Consider the following 16,061-nt stretch of genomic DNA (forward strand, 5'->3'; position numbering starts at 1 on the left):
AATTTAGAAACAATGAAAGAATTAATTGAAAAACTATCTGAAATCCTTGAGGTGGACGAGTTGGACATCAACAAAAAGTTTACTGATTACGAAGAATGGGATAGCCTTGCTGGATTGTCGCTAATCGCTTTGCTTGATTCGGACTATCATATGACGATGAAAAACAAAGAGGTGATGTCATTCGACTCTATAAAGGAGTTCTGTGAGGCAGTTATAAACAACAAACAGTAGTATGACAGACTTATTACAAGTAAAGAACCGTCGCTATCTGGTGACGGGCGCTGCATCAGGGATCGGCAGAGCAACGGCTCTGCTACTCTCTGATTTAGGAGCAAAGGTGTTGCTCGCTGACATCAATGCTGAGAAGTTGGAAGAAGTTCGGGAAGAATGTAAGGGTGAAGGCGATACGCTGATAATTGATTTGATGAAAACAGAAACTATAAAGCAAGCTATTAAGGATAAAGTTTCTTCTTTTGGTAAATTGCATGGATTTGTACATTGTGCGGGAATCCCTTATATTGCCCCATTGAAAGTGGTTAGTGCAGAAAAAGTAGAGAAAGTCTATAAGTTGAACACATATGCAGCTATAGAACTAGCAAAAGTTTGTTCTAATAAACAGATTTATACGGGTGAGCATGGGTCATTTGTGTTGATTTCGTCCGTATATGGATTAGTAGGCTCAGCTGCAAATGTTGGTTATGCCATGAGCAAGGGAGCAATTGTCGCTATCACCAAATCGCTTGCAATGGAATTAGTAAATAATAGCATTCGTGTGAATTGTGTCGCCCCCGGCTTTATAAAGACCCCGATGGCAGATAAGGTAGATGGTATGATGGATTCGGAATACGATGTTCGCTTGAACCTATTACATCCAATGGGGCTGGGAAGGACTGAGGATGTTGCTAAAGGCATACTCTTTCTTCTTTCTGACATGAGTAGTTGGATGACAGGAGCAGTGCTTAACGTAGATGGAGGTTTTACCGCTCAATAAGAAAAAACTATGGAAGAAAGAAAGTACGTTCTTGTAACAGGCTCTTCATCAGGAATGGGTGAGGAGATTGCTGTTCAGTTGTCTCGCGATTATAATATCATTCTCAATGGTCGTGATACAGCAAGGCTGTCAGGAGTTTGCGAAAGGTTGACAGGGGAGAATCATGTTGTATGGCAATATGATTTAGATGATGTACAGAATGTTGAACAGTCTTTGCTTTCTCTTATTTCTGAGAAAGGTATCAAGATTTCGTATTTTGTTCATTGTGCTGGATTTATGAAAATGTATCCTGTAAAAATGCTGACAGCAGAATTGTTCAATACATCATATAACATTAATGTTGTATCTGCTGCTTTAATCACTAAAACACTTGTTGGACGTAAGAACAAAAAAGCATTAGAAAATGCAGTATTTATTTCAAGTAATATCAGTAATTTCGGGGCGAAAGCTTTTAGTGTCTATAGTTCGGCTAAATCTGGTTTAGATGGGCTGATGCGTTCACTAGCTATGGAACTCGCACCTGCAGTGCGTATTAATTCAGTACTGCCAGGAGGTATTCGCACACGCATGACTGAACATATGTATGAGGATGAAGATTTGATTAATCGTATGGCTGCTACATATCCACTGGGATTAGGAAAGGTTAACGATATCTATCAAGTCGTTCGCTTTTTGTTGAGTGAGAAGGCAAGATGGATTACTGGTCAGCAAATAATAGTTGATGGGGGAAGAACTGTGAATATTACTGGTTAAATCTTTTATGGAACGAGGAGCACAGAAACGGTTCTACTATCCATTTTTTAAAAATCATATGAGATTCTTGGTTTCTCAACAACCTTTTTTATTTAATTCTAGAATAAGAAGGGACTGGCTTGATACCGATTCCTTACCAAAATTATTTTTCGTCCATCCTATTGCTTTCTTGTTGGTAATACCTTAAACTAGTTGATATTCCGTTGATTACCATTATAATCGTGTTTTTCGTGGTAACGTAACGATTGATGATAAAACAACTGTTGAAGAGTATGCTCTCTTTGTTCGCTATAAGAGTGTAATACCTAATATTGCTTCATATAACTATGAACAGAAGATGTATGACAACGGAACTGCTTTTATTGCGAATTGTGGCGACGGAACAATCTCCATTGTTGACGAAAAGAACGCATCCATAGAGTATAAGAAGTGTTTGGATATTAATCCATACTATTTCGTGAATTTTGAGAATGGTGTATTTGTTAAAGACAAGACTTTCAGACTTGATCACGAGATGGTAGCCATGTGATATTAAGGTTAAATATGTTGAAAACAATCCTTATAGTCTAATCTGTTTCATCATTTAAAGAAACCAATTGGGAAAAAGGTCGTGGTCGCGTTAAGTTGTAACTTCTAAAGTGAGACATAGAAATACCAGTGGGGAACCATTAAAATAAATAATACGAAAAAATAATTAACTTTATGGATAAAAAATGGACATTAGTCATTCAGCCCCACAAGAAATTGTGGAGTGTGGATTTTAAGGAAATTTGGCGGTACCGCGATTTGATTACTTTATTTATAAAAAGAAATATCATCGTGCAGTATAAGCAGACGATATTAGGTCCGCTTTGGTTTCTAATTCAGCCTGTACTGACAGTTATCATGAATATGGTTGTTTTCGGTGGAATTGCCAAAATGAGTACCGATGGAATCCCACAACCTTTGTTCTATTTGGCTGGAAATGTTTGCTGGTTTTATTTCTCAGATTGTCTGAATCAGACATCAAGTACTTTCACAGCCAATCAAGGAATGTTCGGTAAGGTTTATTTCCCGCGATTGGTAGTTCCGATATCGACTGTGCTCTCAAACCTATTACGTTTTGGCATACAGTTGCTTTTGTTTATTGCGATGTATGTTTACTTTTTTGGAATCGGTGTGCCGATGCATCCTAATGTCACCATCCTGCTGATGCCAATATTGGTTTTGATGATGGCAGGTCTTGGGCTTGGATTCGGTATATTGATATCATCGATGACAACTAAGTATCGTGATTTGTCTGTCCTGTTTGCTTTTATTGTTTCATTGTGGATGTATGCAACTCCGATTGTGTATCCAATGAGTATGGTGCCGAACGGGAAACTTAAAACAATCATTCTGTTAAATCCGATGACATCTATCATAGAAGCATTTAAGTATTCTTTCTTTGGAGAAGGGTATTTTTCTTGGGGAGCATTAGGGTATAGTTTTGTTTTTATGTGTGTGTTGTTAACACTTGGCATCGTTATATTCAATCGGGTGCAACGGAGTTTTATGGATACTGTGTAAATTATAAACGAACACGAATCACACTAATTGAAAAAATAATATAATGCAGTATTCGTGGGCTTCAAGTAATTTGTGTTCAATAAATAATGTAATATGAGTTCTGCAATAGAAATTGAAAATGTAAGTAAACAATATAGGCTCGGACTTGTTTCTACAGGTACGATAGCCCATGACTTGAATCGGTGGTGGACGATGAATGTCCTCCGCAAGGAAGACCCCTATCTGAAAATAGGGGAGACTAATGACCGTTCCACGAAAGGCGAGAGTGAGTATGTGTGGGCATTGAAAGATATTAATTTCAGTGTAGAGCAAGGTGATGTCGTAGGTATTATCGGTAAGAATGGAGCAGGCAAATCCACCCTTTTGAAACTCCTTTCCCGCGTTACGACACCAACGACTGGAGAAATCCGGGTTCGTGGGCGTATTGCCTCACTTTTAGAGGTGGGTACAGGTTTCCATCCCGAAATGACCGGTCGAGAGAACATTTATTTGAATGGTGCCATTATGGGTATGACAAAGGCAGAAATTTCTCGCAAGTTGGATGAAATTGTCGATTTCTCAGGTTGTGAACGTTATATAGATACTCCAGTAAAACGTTACTCTTCTGGTATGACTGTACGTCTTGGTTTTGCCATTGCAGCCCATCTGGAGCCGGAAATCTTGATTGTGGATGAAGTTCTTGCTGTCGGTGATGCAGAGTTCCAAAAGAAAGCTATTGGCAAGATGAAAGATGTTTCGCAAGGTGGTGGGCGTACGGTCCTGTTTGTCAGTCACAATATGGCTGCTGTGAAGAGTTTGTGTAAGACGGGAGTTCTTTTGGAAAATGGTATGGTAAAAGAGACGGGAGACGTTGATACCATTGTCGGGCATTACCTCAAAGGTAATAATGAGGTTGCAAACCATAAATGTTGGGCAGAACCGGAAATAAAGAAAGACAGCTTTGAACTTTTGGAGATTGGTGTGAGAAAGCAAGGTGGTGATTTTCGTGAAACCATGTGTGTTGACGACAATATAGAAGTTGTAGTAAGATATCGTGTAATACATAAGTATGATAAACTCCATATTACATACCATTTCAAGAATGAGCAGGGGCAGAAGATATTCTCCTGTAGCGGTGGCACTCGTTGTTATTCATTGGAGCATGAAGAAGGAGTATATGAGCAAATAATGAGTATCCCAGCAAACTTCCTGAACTGGGGAAGTTATTTTATTGATTTATATGTGGTAAAAGATAGTAGTAGAGCAATTGTTGTTGAAGATGACATCATATCGTTCACTCTTGGCAACAGAGCAATGGCATTAGGGTCATGGATGGGTAAGGAACCAGGTGATATTACGCCAATATTTGAATTCAATGAGAATAAATTGTAAGTAATGAATTATCCTAATTTCTTAGTTCGTATAGGTTGTATAACATATAATCATGCACCTTATATTGAGGATGCAATGAATGGCTTTTGCATGCAAGAAACCACGTTCCCGTTTGTTGCCACTATTATTGATGATGCATCAACCGATGGAGAACAAGAAGTCATTAAGAAATATCTGGATGATAAGTTTGATTTCTCTGAAAATTCCGTTTCACGAAAGTGGGAAACGGACGATGCTCATTTCATCTATGCCCAGCATAAGGAAAATGCGAATTGTTATTTTGCGGTTGTGTTGCTGAAATATAATTTTTATAGTATAATGAAAGACAAGGTACCATTAATAAGAGAATGGGCTGATACAAAATATATCGCATTGTGCGAGGGTGACGATTTCTGGACGGATGGTGGAAAGTTGGAGATGCAGGTGGGGTTCTTGGAACGGAATAGTGTGTACTCATTATGTGCTCATGCTGTAAATTATATTCAAGATGGAGAGTTATTAAAGGTGGATCGGATTTCTGAGAGCGAATGTGAATTGTCATTACCCGACTTAATTACTAATGGCGGAGATTTTTTATCTACTTGTTCGCTCGTATTAAGATCGGAAAATAATAAAAATATTCCATTTTTTCGGGAAAAAGCAAACGTTGGTGATTATCCTTTAGTATTGCATATGGGGCTTATGGGTAAAGTACATTATTTCCCTAATGTCATGAGTCACTATAGGTATATGTCTGCTGGTTCATGGACTCAAAGGAACCATGGAGAGAAAATGTATGAATATTTTTTGAACGAGGTAGAATGGTTGGGAGAATTTAATAAAGAAACAAAATATAAGTTTGATGCTGAGGTGAATTATAGAATAATGGCTTTTGCTAGGACTTTGATGTACAGACGGATTATTGATGCAGATACTTTTAAGAGTTACCTTAAATTTATTAATATTTTCAAGTTGAAAAAAGAATGCCGGGAAGATTACTTTTGGCAGATAGTGACTTACAAATACAGTAAGCAATATCAATTCATATGTAAAATATGGAAAAAGGTCAAACTTTCTTCATGACATTAGTGGCAATGAAATGTTTACATAGAAACCGGATGCGCAATCTAGTTATAAGCCCCCAATTTATAAAGATTATGCTAGAGTAAGGGCAATAATCAAATAAGGGAAATAGTTTCTGTATAATAAACATTTATAATATGTCGAAAGTTATAGAAATAAAAAGCATCAATCAACATCAAAAAAATGATGTTTTGGAGGTCGTTTATGAAATTGGCGTGAACGATAGTTCGTTTTTGCTTGAGTATCAAATATCAGGCTCGTGGGAGGGAGAAATCGCGGCGTATTGTGACAGCCCTATAGTAAGTTTCCTATATGATGCACTTCTGAATGGCTATGATTTTAAATCGGAGTATCCTATTTCAGAAAAACTCTATTATAATCTGACAAAACATTTCATTCCGCACATGTGTGCGATGAATCACTTGCAGCCGATTCATATCGATGCTCCACTGAGTAATAAGAAATTTACAGGTAAGTGGGTTGGTACGGGTATTTCCTGTGGTGTTGACTCCATGGCAACACTGAAAGAATATACAACGGAAGATGTGGCAGACGATTATAAGCTGACCCATTTGTTGTATTTCAAGATAGGGGCGCATCATGGCGGACATGCGCAACCTGTGCCGGAAGAACTTGAAAATCGTATTTTCAGGGATGAACTACAGGTCGTTAAAAGTTTCTGTAAAAAGTATAGTTATCCGTTAATAATAGTTGATTCTAATATCAATACACTCTCCAATCAGATGTGGGGAACACATGACTTTTTTGAAGTTTTTGAATATCGGAATTCTGCTGTGATGTTAATGATGCAAAATCATTTTTCAAAATACTATCACGCAACGGGCTATGCTACATTTATGGGTTTTGTCATGGATATACATAAAGGCTTAGAGCATAACGAGTGGTGGTCATTACCTCTTTTTTCTTCAGATAATCTGGCTGTCATACCAGCAAATATGGCAATGACACGTATTGAAAAAACCAAATATATATCAGATTTCGAGCCTTCTTACAATCACCTGATGGTATGCTGGAATGGCAAAAAAAATTGCGGTGTCTGTCCTAAATGTATCAGGACACAGGTGGCTTTGGATTGGTTGGGAGGATTGCAAAAATACAATAAAGTGTTTGACCTGGAAAAATATTATCAAGGCAAATCATATTATTTGAGGCAGATAGTTGACCAGCGAAAAACCGATCAGTTTTATTGTGAATTATACGAATATGCTTCCGAAAACGGAATCAAATTACCCCCCCCGTCAAACTTTTTCAGAGATACGTTCTATAAGTTGAAAAGTCTTTGCTATAGGATGACATTAGGGCAGTTGAGGCGTTAGACTTCCATTTCATAGTAGCATATACATTTATTAATGACTTTTTATAAGATACCTTAGATACCTCACACCTCAAATTCTAAAATAAGGATTATGAATTTATTTGCAAGTCTTAAGTACAGATATGAGACATTTGTGTTAAACAGTAAATGGGATTTCCTCATTTGGGAAAAAACAAAAGTTCGTTATCGTCGGGAAACTGGGAAACAGCTTGACTATCGCAATCCAAAAGACATCAATGAGAAACTTCATTGGCTGAACCGATATTGGCACAGCTCTCTTAAGACACAGTGTGCCGACAAGTATAGGGTTCGCGAGTATGTGGGGGGAGACAAGCAACTGTCGCATATATTGGTACCGCTAATCAATGTTTATGATCATGTAGATGAGATAGATTTTAATTTATTGCCAAATCAATTCGTCCTTAAATGTAATCATGGATCCGGCTGTAATATTATCTGTACAGATAAGTCGAAACTTGATGTGGAAGCTGCAAAAGCACAATTAAAGAAATGGATGGCTCAGGACTATTCCAAGATATTCGGTGAGATCCATTATAGGAAAATCAAGCGGAAGATAGTATGTGAGCAATTGATTAGTCAGACAGCTCCTATAGAATATCAAGTGTGGTGTATCAATGGGGAACCTGACTCTTTTCTTGTTTGTCGTAAGAACTTTGACGGGACCTACGATGCTCGCTCGTATTCTTTGGATTGGGCACCTCTTTTTGAAAGGAAGGGTGAGACAGATATCTTTCATGTGGCTGACGACCCAATAAAAGATTCCATTCTCAAGTATGCACGGATATTGTCAGAGCCTTTCCCTTTTGTAAGGGCAGATTTCTATGTTGTTGACGGAAAGATTTATTTTGCAGAATTGACATTCACTCCTGCAGGTAATATCTTGTCTAAATATAATGATGTGTTTCTGAATCGTTTAGGTAGTAAGTTGATTTTGCCTCGAAAGCAGTAATAGGAAAAAATTCTTTTTATAATTAGGAATTATGAAAGTTTCAATAATCATTCCAGTATATCATGTGGAAGAATATATAGAACGGTGTGTCCTTTCTGTATTAAAACAGACATATCGTCCATTGGAAGTTGTTCTTGTTGATGATTGTTCTAATGATAAAAGTATAGAAATAGCAAAGCGGACAATAGAAGAAAATTCTCCAACATCAACAGAATTCCAGTTTATAAAACACGAAAAAAATTTGGGGCAAAGTGGAGCAAGAAATACGGGAATAAGAAATTCGACGGGTGATTTTTTGTATTTTTTAGATAGTGATGATGAACTGGCAGATGATGCGATTAATAATATGATGGAGAAACAAAAAGGTTTTCCAGAAGTTGAGATTATACAAGGAACTATGGTTCATGCATTGGATAATGGAAACGTAGATGTTAATCACATGTCTTTTGTAAAAGATAATAGATCTATAAGGAAACTCTTTTTTTCTAGAAATTCTTTTTTGTTGGAATCTGCATGTGATAAGTTAATAAAGAAGAGCTTTATATTGTGTAATAATCTGTTTTTTAAAGAAGGCATTATTCTTGAGGATTATCATTGGTTAAATTATATGGTTAAGAAGGTAAACCAAATAGCATTTGTATTTCAACCAACTTATATTAGATATCTTCGTGAAGGCTCTACCATGACTTCCTTGACAAGGGAAAGAGAGATTCGGAATATAGGAATTATTTTGAAAGATTTTGTAGTATCTATAGATGAACCATGTTATGATGAACAATTATTCACATATTACAATAAGTTTCTTACATATTATGGTGCATCTAAGGGTGAATATGGTTTTAATGAATTATATGTGACGTTTAGAAATCTCTTTTTTAGGAGAAAGTTCTATAAGATGGGGATATTGATGATTTTATATAGAAAAAGATTTTTCTATAAAGAAGCAAATATAAAAGCTCGCATAAGGGGCTACATGTATCATAATATAAATGCATTTTTTGAAAGAAAGGACTGTTGTTAATATGGAGATTCCTTTGTTTTCTGTTCTTATAGCCAATTATAATAATGGGCATTATCTGCAAGAGGCGATAGATAGTGTTTTTGAACAGAGTTATCATAATTGGGAAATCGTTGTCGTAGATGATGGTTCTACCGATCAGTCGAGTAAAATCTACCATAAGTATGAGAAGGATTCTCGTTTTCACATAGTTTATAATGAGCAAAATCGGGGATGTGGATATACTAAATGGAGATGTGTAGAGGAAGCGCATGGGGAAATTTGTGGTTTCTTAGATCCCGATGATGTGTTATTGCCAGATGCTTTGGAGAAGATGGTAAAGGTACATGAAAACCATCCTGAAGTTTCTATCGTGTATTCTCGCTGTTACAGATGTGATATCGAAATGAATATAAATGGCGAGAATAATTTGCTAAAGTTGAGAGAAGGAGAGTCCTTTTATACTTATCGATGGTATGGACCAATGAATTTGGCAACGTTCAAAAAAGCATTTTACGATAAGACAGAGGGAATAGCCCCATACATCTTAGCTGGAGTGGATCAGGATTTGTATTTTAAGATGGAGGAAGTTGGAGATATCTATGTTTTGAATGAGTTTACTTATAAATACAGACAGGGAGTTTCGACGGCTGTAACGAGTAATTGGTATCGGACGTGGTTTTGGAATTTGGAGGTGAGACGTAATGCTTGTATGAGGCGTGGATTGAGTTTAAGCGATGAAACCTATCAGGATTTTATTAAGGTCATTCAAGAAAGAGAACAGCGTGTAATGAATCAAAACAAACACGATATATTGTTCTCTTCGAAGGTGTTTCGTTTAGGATATGCGATTTTATATCCTTTCATTAAAATAAAGGAATTACTGAATCGTATTCGTAAATGATTTTCTCTTTCGTCCTTCCCGCCTATAAGGGGAAATACCTTGAACAGGCGATTAGTAGTATTATCGCCCAAGACTATAAAGAATTTGAATTGGTTGTCGTGGATGATTGCTCTCCGGATGATATTCGGGGAATTGTGTCAGGATTTCATGATGACCACATTTCTTATTACCTGAATGAGGATAATATAGGAGGACATGATTTAGTGGCACAGTGGAACCATTGTCTTGAATATGCCAAGGGAGATTATGTCGTTCTTGCAACAGACGATGATTTGTATGAGCCGAATTTCTTGTCTTCATTTGTACCCCTGATTGAGAAATATCCAGAAGTGGGGCTGTTCCGTGCGAGGATATTGCAGGTGGATGACCAAAACGTGGTTAAAGATATAGATGCCTGCTATAAGGAATATCTGTCACCTGTGGAGTTTCGTTATCATATGTTGCATGGAATGAGAGGCGGTATTCCGCAGTATATTTTCAAACGTAGGACTTTAGTCGAGAAAGGTGGTTTTGTGAATTTTCCGAAAGCATGGGCTTCGGATGATGCAACAGCGTTGTTGATGTCAGATTGCGGGGTTGTCAACAGCCAGGAGCATTTGGTGCGTTTCCGTTGGAGCTGTATCAATATTTCTAATGACAGGAGATGCGGTTTGGAGAAATTCCAAGCTAGATTATTGTTTTCAAAATGGCTTCAAGAGCATCAGGTGGCAGTTGGCGAAGATGAAAAATGGAAGACGTTTTATCAGCGAACAGTTACGGAATATCTGCCGATTTACAATAAGCTGACGATGATCACAACAATGAGTATGTTGACTTGTAGTCATTGGATAAAAAGCATAAAGGAACTGTGGGCATGTGACACATTCTCACTCAAAGATAAATGTTCAATTATATTGAGGTCGTTTCAAAAAAGGATTAGATAGTGGAGAACAGTTTGAATAAAGCATCAGGTAAAAGGAGAGAGCCTTGGATAGATATAGCTAAAGGGATTCTAATCTTGTTTGTGTTGCTGGGGCATGTCAACTATTTTGCTCACGACTTTGCAGGAATAGATGATTTTGAGTTTGTTACAAATACACACATATTCTTTATCACTTGGTATATGCCTGCCTTTTTTGTGATAACTGGCTATTGTACAAATTTTGATATACCGTTTAAAGACTTTGCATTAAAGAATTTCAAGAGTTTGATTATCCCCAGTATCTTGATAGGGGTGTTTCTTTCTTCATGGATAGCATCATTCTTTACATCAGAAGGACTCTCTTGCTATAATTTTTTAGACAAAAATTGGTATGGAATATTGTTGACTTGTGGTCCTTGGTTCCTGATAGCATTGTTTGTCGCCAAGATAATCATGTATGGTATTAGGAAATGGATTAAAGTTGGGGATGTTTGGATTTTCCTGATTTTATTATTTGGGATGTTGGTCGGTTGTTCCATCTATAATAAGAAAATGGTTCTAAATATATGGTATTTTGAGCATGCACTGATGTTACTTCCATTCCTTTTCTTTGGAAACGTGTTAAAAAAACACTCGCAGTGGTTGGATAAAGAAAAGTTATTGGTGTGTCTTGGTTTGGGATTTATATTGGTGGCAATATTGATGAAGCTATTCCATTTACCATACCCATATATAGTTGGGGTTGTTGGCATGTTTTGGGGTAATTTTTGGTTGTGTTTTTTAATGGGTGTCTCAGGTTCTTTAATGTTGTTTGTCATATGTAGATGGATTGGAAAATGCGGTTGGTTAGAATATTTGGGCAAGCACACAATTACGATTTATTTGCTTCAAGAAAGTATAATGGTTGTTCTTATTAAAGGGTACCTCCATTGGCAAGTGGGTATCTCTAAATATTTTGTTGCTTTATTCTTAATTTTGTTTACAGCGTTTGTCTGTGCATGGTTGGATGTTGTGATAGATAAACATGCAAGATTTCTGAAAGGAAAATTTTAATTGTTTACACTGAAAGATTATAAGTCTTTGAGGAGCCTGTAAAAAATAATGAGATGGTAAAAAATATTTCACGCCAATCGAATATGGAATTATTAAGAGTCATTTCGATGATTCTTATCATGATGATTCATGCGCAGTTTTATTTGATACCACATTCTATACCTCGTTGGTTTATTTTGATAGGTGCAGATGCCGGGGTCAATTGTTTTGTGCTTATTTCCGGATATTTTGGAATTCACCCCAAAATAAAGAGTTTTTCCTCTTTCATATTTCAGATATTGTTCTTTGTTTTAATAGGGAATCTAATCTCGTTTTGTGGGGGTAAGGCTTCGGTCACAAGTTTTAATTTTATAAATTTCTCATGGTTTATTAATGCATATATTGCGTTATATGTTTTTTCGCCAGTTTTAAATGCTTATGCTGAAAAAGCCACAAAAAGGCAGTTTCAGTGGTTCTTGGTTTTATGGGCAATGGTCGAAGTTGTAATGGGATACGCTATCGATTATTTAAAGTTCGATAGGGGGTATTCTTTTCAAGCATTTATTTTCCTTTACATGGTTGCCCGTTATATAAAGATTCATGGAGGACGATGGTGTTCATTAGACAAGCGCAATGATCTCTTTTTGTTTGTTTTGTTTACTTTGATAAGTGCCTTTCTTATGTCTTATAGCGAATATATAGGAAAGTCTGCTGGTGGTGAGTATTATTTGCGTGCCTATAATTCACCATTGATGATATTAGCAAGTGTCTTTTTCACATTGTTTTTCTCAAAGTTGAAGCTACAAAGCGGAGTTGTGAATTGGATGGGAAAGTCAGCCTATGCTGCATTCCTGTTTCATTGCGTGATATTGGAATGGTATAGAGGCACTTGTCTTAATTTCTACAATTCAAACCATTATATTCTTGCAAGTTTGTATTCTGTAGGATTTATTTTACTTATATTTATGGTAGCTATTTTGATAGATTAGTTGCGGATTGTCGTTTGGAATGGCTTTTTATGGGTAATTGAAATATTTCAAAAGAGAATAAGCTTAAAATAATTTTTGTGAGAGAATGAAGTTTTCTGTCATTACCATTAATTACAACCATGCAGAGGGATTGCAACGGACTATTGAGAGTGTTGCGTCCCAATCTTCCCATGATTATGAGTATATTGTGATTGATGGAGGAAGTACAGATGGTAGTGTGGAAATAATCAGGGAACATGCCTCTCAAATCGATTTCTGGATAAGCGAGAAGGATGGGGGAATCTACCCGGCGATGAACAAAGGCGTGAAGGCTGCGCATGGGGACTATTGCATCTTTATGAATTCCGGTGATGAATTTTATGCTCCGGATGTCATTACGGAATTTGCAAGGTTAGATTTGACTGAAGACATTGTGTGTGGAGACATCTGTTTTGGAGAAAACAATATTTCTCCCAATCCCGACGTCGTGACGATGCGGACGTTTTATAAGCATACATTATATCACCAAGCGAGTTTTATAAAGACTCGGTTGTTAAGGGAACATCCCTATGATGAGACCATGCGGAGTGCTGCCGACTGGAAATTTTTTATGCATGAGTTGGTGTTCCGGAACGCCACTTATCGGCATGTGCCTGTCGTGGTTGCACGTTTTGAGAGTGGGGGGGTGAGCACCGCTAACAGCGAAGTGTCCCGTCAGGAAGTGTTCAATGAGTTGAAAGCATGTTTCCCCGAGCGCGTATTGGCAGATTATGAGGATTATGTGTTCGGTTGCACGCCTTATCGCCAGATGTTTACGACGGTAGAGCAGATTCCACCAGTCAGAAAGATAATATATAAGATAAATATCTGTATCCTGAAAGTCATGAATCTTTGGTTGAAGAGCGACTGGATACGGAAGTTGAAATGAGATATTAAATGAAATGAAACTATCAATTATTACCATCAACTATAACAACTGCGAAGGTCTGCGTAAGACGATAAAGAGCGTGGTCAGTCAGACGTTCCGTGATTTTGAGTATATCATTATTGACGGGGGAAGTACGGATGGCAGTGTTGATGTGATTAAAGAGTATGCTGATAGGGTTGACTACTGGGTGAGCGAAAAGGATCATGGAATTTATCATGCGATGAATAAGGGAGCCTTTGCTGCTCATGGGGAATATACCCAATTTTTGAACTCTGGTGACTATCTATGTGACGAGCGTGTTTTGGAAAAAGTTTTTGCAAATCAGTTCAACGAAGACATCGTCTGTGGGAATATGTACACATCAAGGGGAGACGAGCGCATTTCGCCCGATGAAGTTTCCATGGCGTATATGCTGACCGGCACTTTATTGCATCCAGTGTCCTTTATCAAAAGAGCTTTATTTGACGTGTACAAATATGATGAGCGATATAAGATCATGGGCGATCGTGACTTCTTCATGCATCACCTGATAAAAGAAAATGTGAGCTATCGGAAGGTAAATGTGTTCGTTGCCGTTTTTGATGTCTCGGGAATCAGTTGTACAAGTACGAATAAGGATGCTGACAGAGCATTGATAAATCATCTGACCGATTGTTTGATACCTCCACGTGTGCGGGCAGACTATAGGAATTTTATGGGCGAGGATGATTATTATCATTCATTGTTTTATACCTTGAGTTTTGCAAAGCTAAGGAAATATGTCTATACCTTGGTAGTCCTTTTTGTTAAGATAATTACTTTTAACCGCGGGTGGATAAAAGATTATCCCATCAGATTAAGAAAGCAAAAGATATGAAGTATAAACTGAGTATTGTTGCTCCGATAGACAGCAATTAGTACAATTGAAAAAAGAGAAAAAGCATCTTTATTAAGAAATATTTGAATAATAAAGGTGCTACGTTCTTTGTATTAAGTCATAACATGTCATATAATAAATTATTAACAATAATAGTTCCTGTCTACAATGTAGAAAGATATCTTGAGCAATGTATTCAGTCATTATTGGCACAAGATATTCCTCAAATTGACTATGAAATTCTCCTTATTAACGATGGTTCTACTGACAAAAGTTTTGAAATAGCTAAGCGATATAAAGATACACATGAAAATATCATCCTCTTAACTCAAGAGAACAAAGGACAAGCCGCTGTTAGAAATAGGGGAGTGAAAAAAGCAAACGGAGAATATATTATGTTCGTGGATTCGGATGATATGCTCCTGCCAAATGTCCTCAAAAATATTATTATAACAGCAAAAGAGTATGATTTGGATGTTTGTGCTTATAAAATGGTCTGTTATGACTCTAAAGGGAATATGCATGACGCAGCATGTCAACCTTTTTCATCGGACAAAGTATATGATGGCAAATATGCTATTATGCATGGCGCTGATATCGGCTCCTCATGTATTTATCTATACAAGCATAAATTTCTTATAGAAAATAATTTGAAATTTTTAGAAGGCATATATCATGAAGATGTTGAATTCGTATTACGAATGTATGCATACATAAAAAGAATAATGTATTTAGATATAGTTGCATATTCTTATACATGGAATCCGAATTCTACAGATAGACATCTTTATCATGATAAAAGGATAAAGCAGATCTGTGATGAATTTATTATCATAAAGAGTATAACGGATTTTGCAGAGACTTATGTTTTTGATAAGGATTTAAAAGAATATTATTTAAAGCACAATAATTCAATGTTAGTCTCATTGCTATTGGGGATAATAAAAAATAGAAGTTTTACAAATAAAACAAAAAAAACACTTTTAACTAAGATGAAGAGTCTGTTTTATCCTTTAAAAGGAAAAACTCTCTCATGGAAAACATCTTTATTAATTCCTTTTTTAAATATAATATTGAAGAGTAATAAGGATTATAAGTCATTAGATATATAAGACAGACAACACGCATTGTGTAATTTTTTCTATTTTATTTATAGATTGACGATTCCATATATTTCAAAACTAAAGGGTTAGAGGTAAATCTGTGAATAAAACTCCGAACAAAAAACTTATTAGTCATGACGGATTGCATCTAACCCGAGCAGGAGCAAAGATGTTTGCTGACTGCATAAATGTTCATCTATAAATAATGGCTGATTTAGGATCAAGCCGTTCACAACACTGCAATAAAAATCGGGGAGACATCAGGTGATGCCTCCCCGATTTCGTTTATATTCGGGTTTTATATGTCCGATTGGGGCATTTACGTTCTTCCTGACTTCGTC

The 16,061-nt window shown here is 36.7% G+C and carries 17 protein-coding genes; all 17 read left to right on the forward strand.

Annotated elements, in window-relative coordinates:
• The first annotated feature begins 12 nt into the window (after positions 1 to 12).
• The 17 genes from GRF55_RS03885 to GRF55_RS03965 all read left to right on the forward strand — a co-directional run bounded on the left by GRF55_RS03885 (position 13) and on the right by GRF55_RS03965 (position 15,729).
• Complete coding sequence (locus GRF55_RS03885) at positions 13 to 231, forward strand: phosphopantetheine-binding protein (RefSeq protein WP_220369231.1); 219 nt, start codon at positions 13 to 15, stop codon at positions 229 to 231.
• 1 nt (position 232) lies between these two features.
• Positions 233 to 991 (forward strand): SDR family NAD(P)-dependent oxidoreductase, encoded by a 759-nt coding sequence (locus GRF55_RS03890; RefSeq protein WP_220369232.1) that lies wholly within the window; start codon positions 233 to 235, stop codon positions 989 to 991.
• A 9-nt stretch (positions 992 to 1,000) separates the two neighbouring features.
• Positions 1,001 to 1,744 carry an SDR family NAD(P)-dependent oxidoreductase gene (locus GRF55_RS03895; protein WP_220369233.1) on the forward strand — a complete coding sequence of 248 codons (744 nt, stop codon included), beginning with the start codon at positions 1,001 to 1,003 and terminating at the stop codon, positions 1,742 to 1,744.
• Positions 1,745 to 2,081: 337 nt separating this feature from the next.
• Entirely contained in the window at positions 2,082 to 2,273 is a 192-nt protein-coding gene (locus GRF55_RS03900; protein ID WP_220369234.1) for a hypothetical protein, read from the forward strand.
• A gap of 173 nt (positions 2,274 to 2,446) precedes the next feature.
• Positions 2,447 to 3,292, forward strand: coding sequence for an ABC transporter permease (locus GRF55_RS03905; RefSeq protein WP_220369235.1), 846 nt, complete (start codon positions 2,447 to 2,449; stop codon positions 3,290 to 3,292).
• A 93-nt stretch (positions 3,293 to 3,385) separates the two neighbouring features.
• A complete protein-coding gene (locus GRF55_RS03910) occupies positions 3,386 to 4,663 on the forward strand; it encodes an ABC transporter ATP-binding protein (RefSeq protein ID WP_220369236.1) in 1,278 nt (425 codons plus the stop codon).
• Positions 4,664 to 4,666: 3 nt separating this feature from the next.
• Complete coding sequence (locus tag GRF55_RS03915) at positions 4,667 to 5,725, forward strand: hypothetical protein (RefSeq protein ID WP_220369237.1); 1,059 nt, start codon at positions 4,667 to 4,669, stop codon at positions 5,723 to 5,725.
• 137 nt (positions 5,726 to 5,862) lie between these two features.
• Positions 5,863 to 7,062: a hypothetical protein gene (locus GRF55_RS03920; protein ID WP_220369238.1), complete on the forward strand. Its 1,200-nt coding sequence runs from the start codon at positions 5,863 to 5,865 to the stop codon at positions 7,060 to 7,062.
• Positions 7,063 to 7,152: 90 nt separating this feature from the next.
• Positions 7,153 to 8,031 (forward strand): ATP-grasp fold amidoligase family protein, encoded by an 879-nt coding sequence (locus GRF55_RS03925; RefSeq protein ID WP_220369239.1) that lies wholly within the window; start codon positions 7,153 to 7,155, stop codon positions 8,029 to 8,031.
• Positions 8,032 to 8,062: 31 nt separating this feature from the next.
• Positions 8,063 to 9,052: a glycosyltransferase family 2 protein gene (locus GRF55_RS03930; RefSeq protein ID WP_220369240.1), complete on the forward strand. Its 990-nt coding sequence runs from the start codon at positions 8,063 to 8,065 to the stop codon at positions 9,050 to 9,052.
• Between the two features lies 1 nt (position 9,053).
• Complete coding sequence (locus GRF55_RS03935) at positions 9,054 to 9,932, forward strand: glycosyltransferase family A protein (RefSeq protein WP_220369241.1); 879 nt, start codon at positions 9,054 to 9,056, stop codon at positions 9,930 to 9,932.
• Positions 9,929 to 10,855 carry a glycosyltransferase family A protein gene (locus GRF55_RS03940; RefSeq protein WP_220369242.1) on the forward strand — a complete coding sequence of 309 codons (927 nt, stop codon included), beginning with the start codon at positions 9,929 to 9,931 and terminating at the stop codon, positions 10,853 to 10,855. The genes GRF55_RS03935 and GRF55_RS03940 overlap by 4 nt, the downstream gene beginning before the upstream one ends.
• 11 nt (positions 10,856 to 10,866) lie before the next feature.
• A complete protein-coding gene (locus GRF55_RS03945; protein ID WP_220369243.1) occupies positions 10,867 to 11,886 on the forward strand; it encodes an acyltransferase family protein in 1,020 nt (339 codons plus the stop codon).
• A gap of 83 nt (positions 11,887 to 11,969) precedes the next feature.
• The gene (locus GRF55_RS03950) at positions 11,970 to 12,854 is read left to right on the forward strand and encodes an acyltransferase family protein (RefSeq protein ID WP_220369244.1); all 885 of its coding nucleotides are present in this window, start codon (positions 11,970 to 11,972) and stop codon (positions 12,852 to 12,854) included.
• An 85-nt stretch (positions 12,855 to 12,939) separates the two neighbouring features.
• The gene (locus GRF55_RS03955; RefSeq protein ID WP_220369245.1) at positions 12,940 to 13,761 is read left to right on the forward strand and encodes a glycosyltransferase family 2 protein; all 822 of its coding nucleotides are present in this window, start codon (positions 12,940 to 12,942) and stop codon (positions 13,759 to 13,761) included.
• A gap of 13 nt (positions 13,762 to 13,774) precedes the next feature.
• Positions 13,775 to 14,617: a glycosyltransferase family 2 protein gene (locus tag GRF55_RS03960; RefSeq protein ID WP_220369246.1), complete on the forward strand. Its 843-nt coding sequence runs from the start codon at positions 13,775 to 13,777 to the stop codon at positions 14,615 to 14,617.
• A gap of 125 nt (positions 14,618 to 14,742) precedes the next feature.
• A complete protein-coding gene (locus tag GRF55_RS03965; protein ID WP_220369247.1) occupies positions 14,743 to 15,729 on the forward strand; it encodes a glycosyltransferase in 987 nt (328 codons plus the stop codon).
• The last annotated feature ends 332 nt before the right edge of the window (positions 15,730 to 16,061 follow it).

Origin of the sequence: Prevotella sp. Rep29 (assembly GCF_019551475.1) — a bacterium.
GTDB lineage: Bacteria > Bacteroidota > Bacteroidia > Bacteroidales > Bacteroidaceae > Prevotella.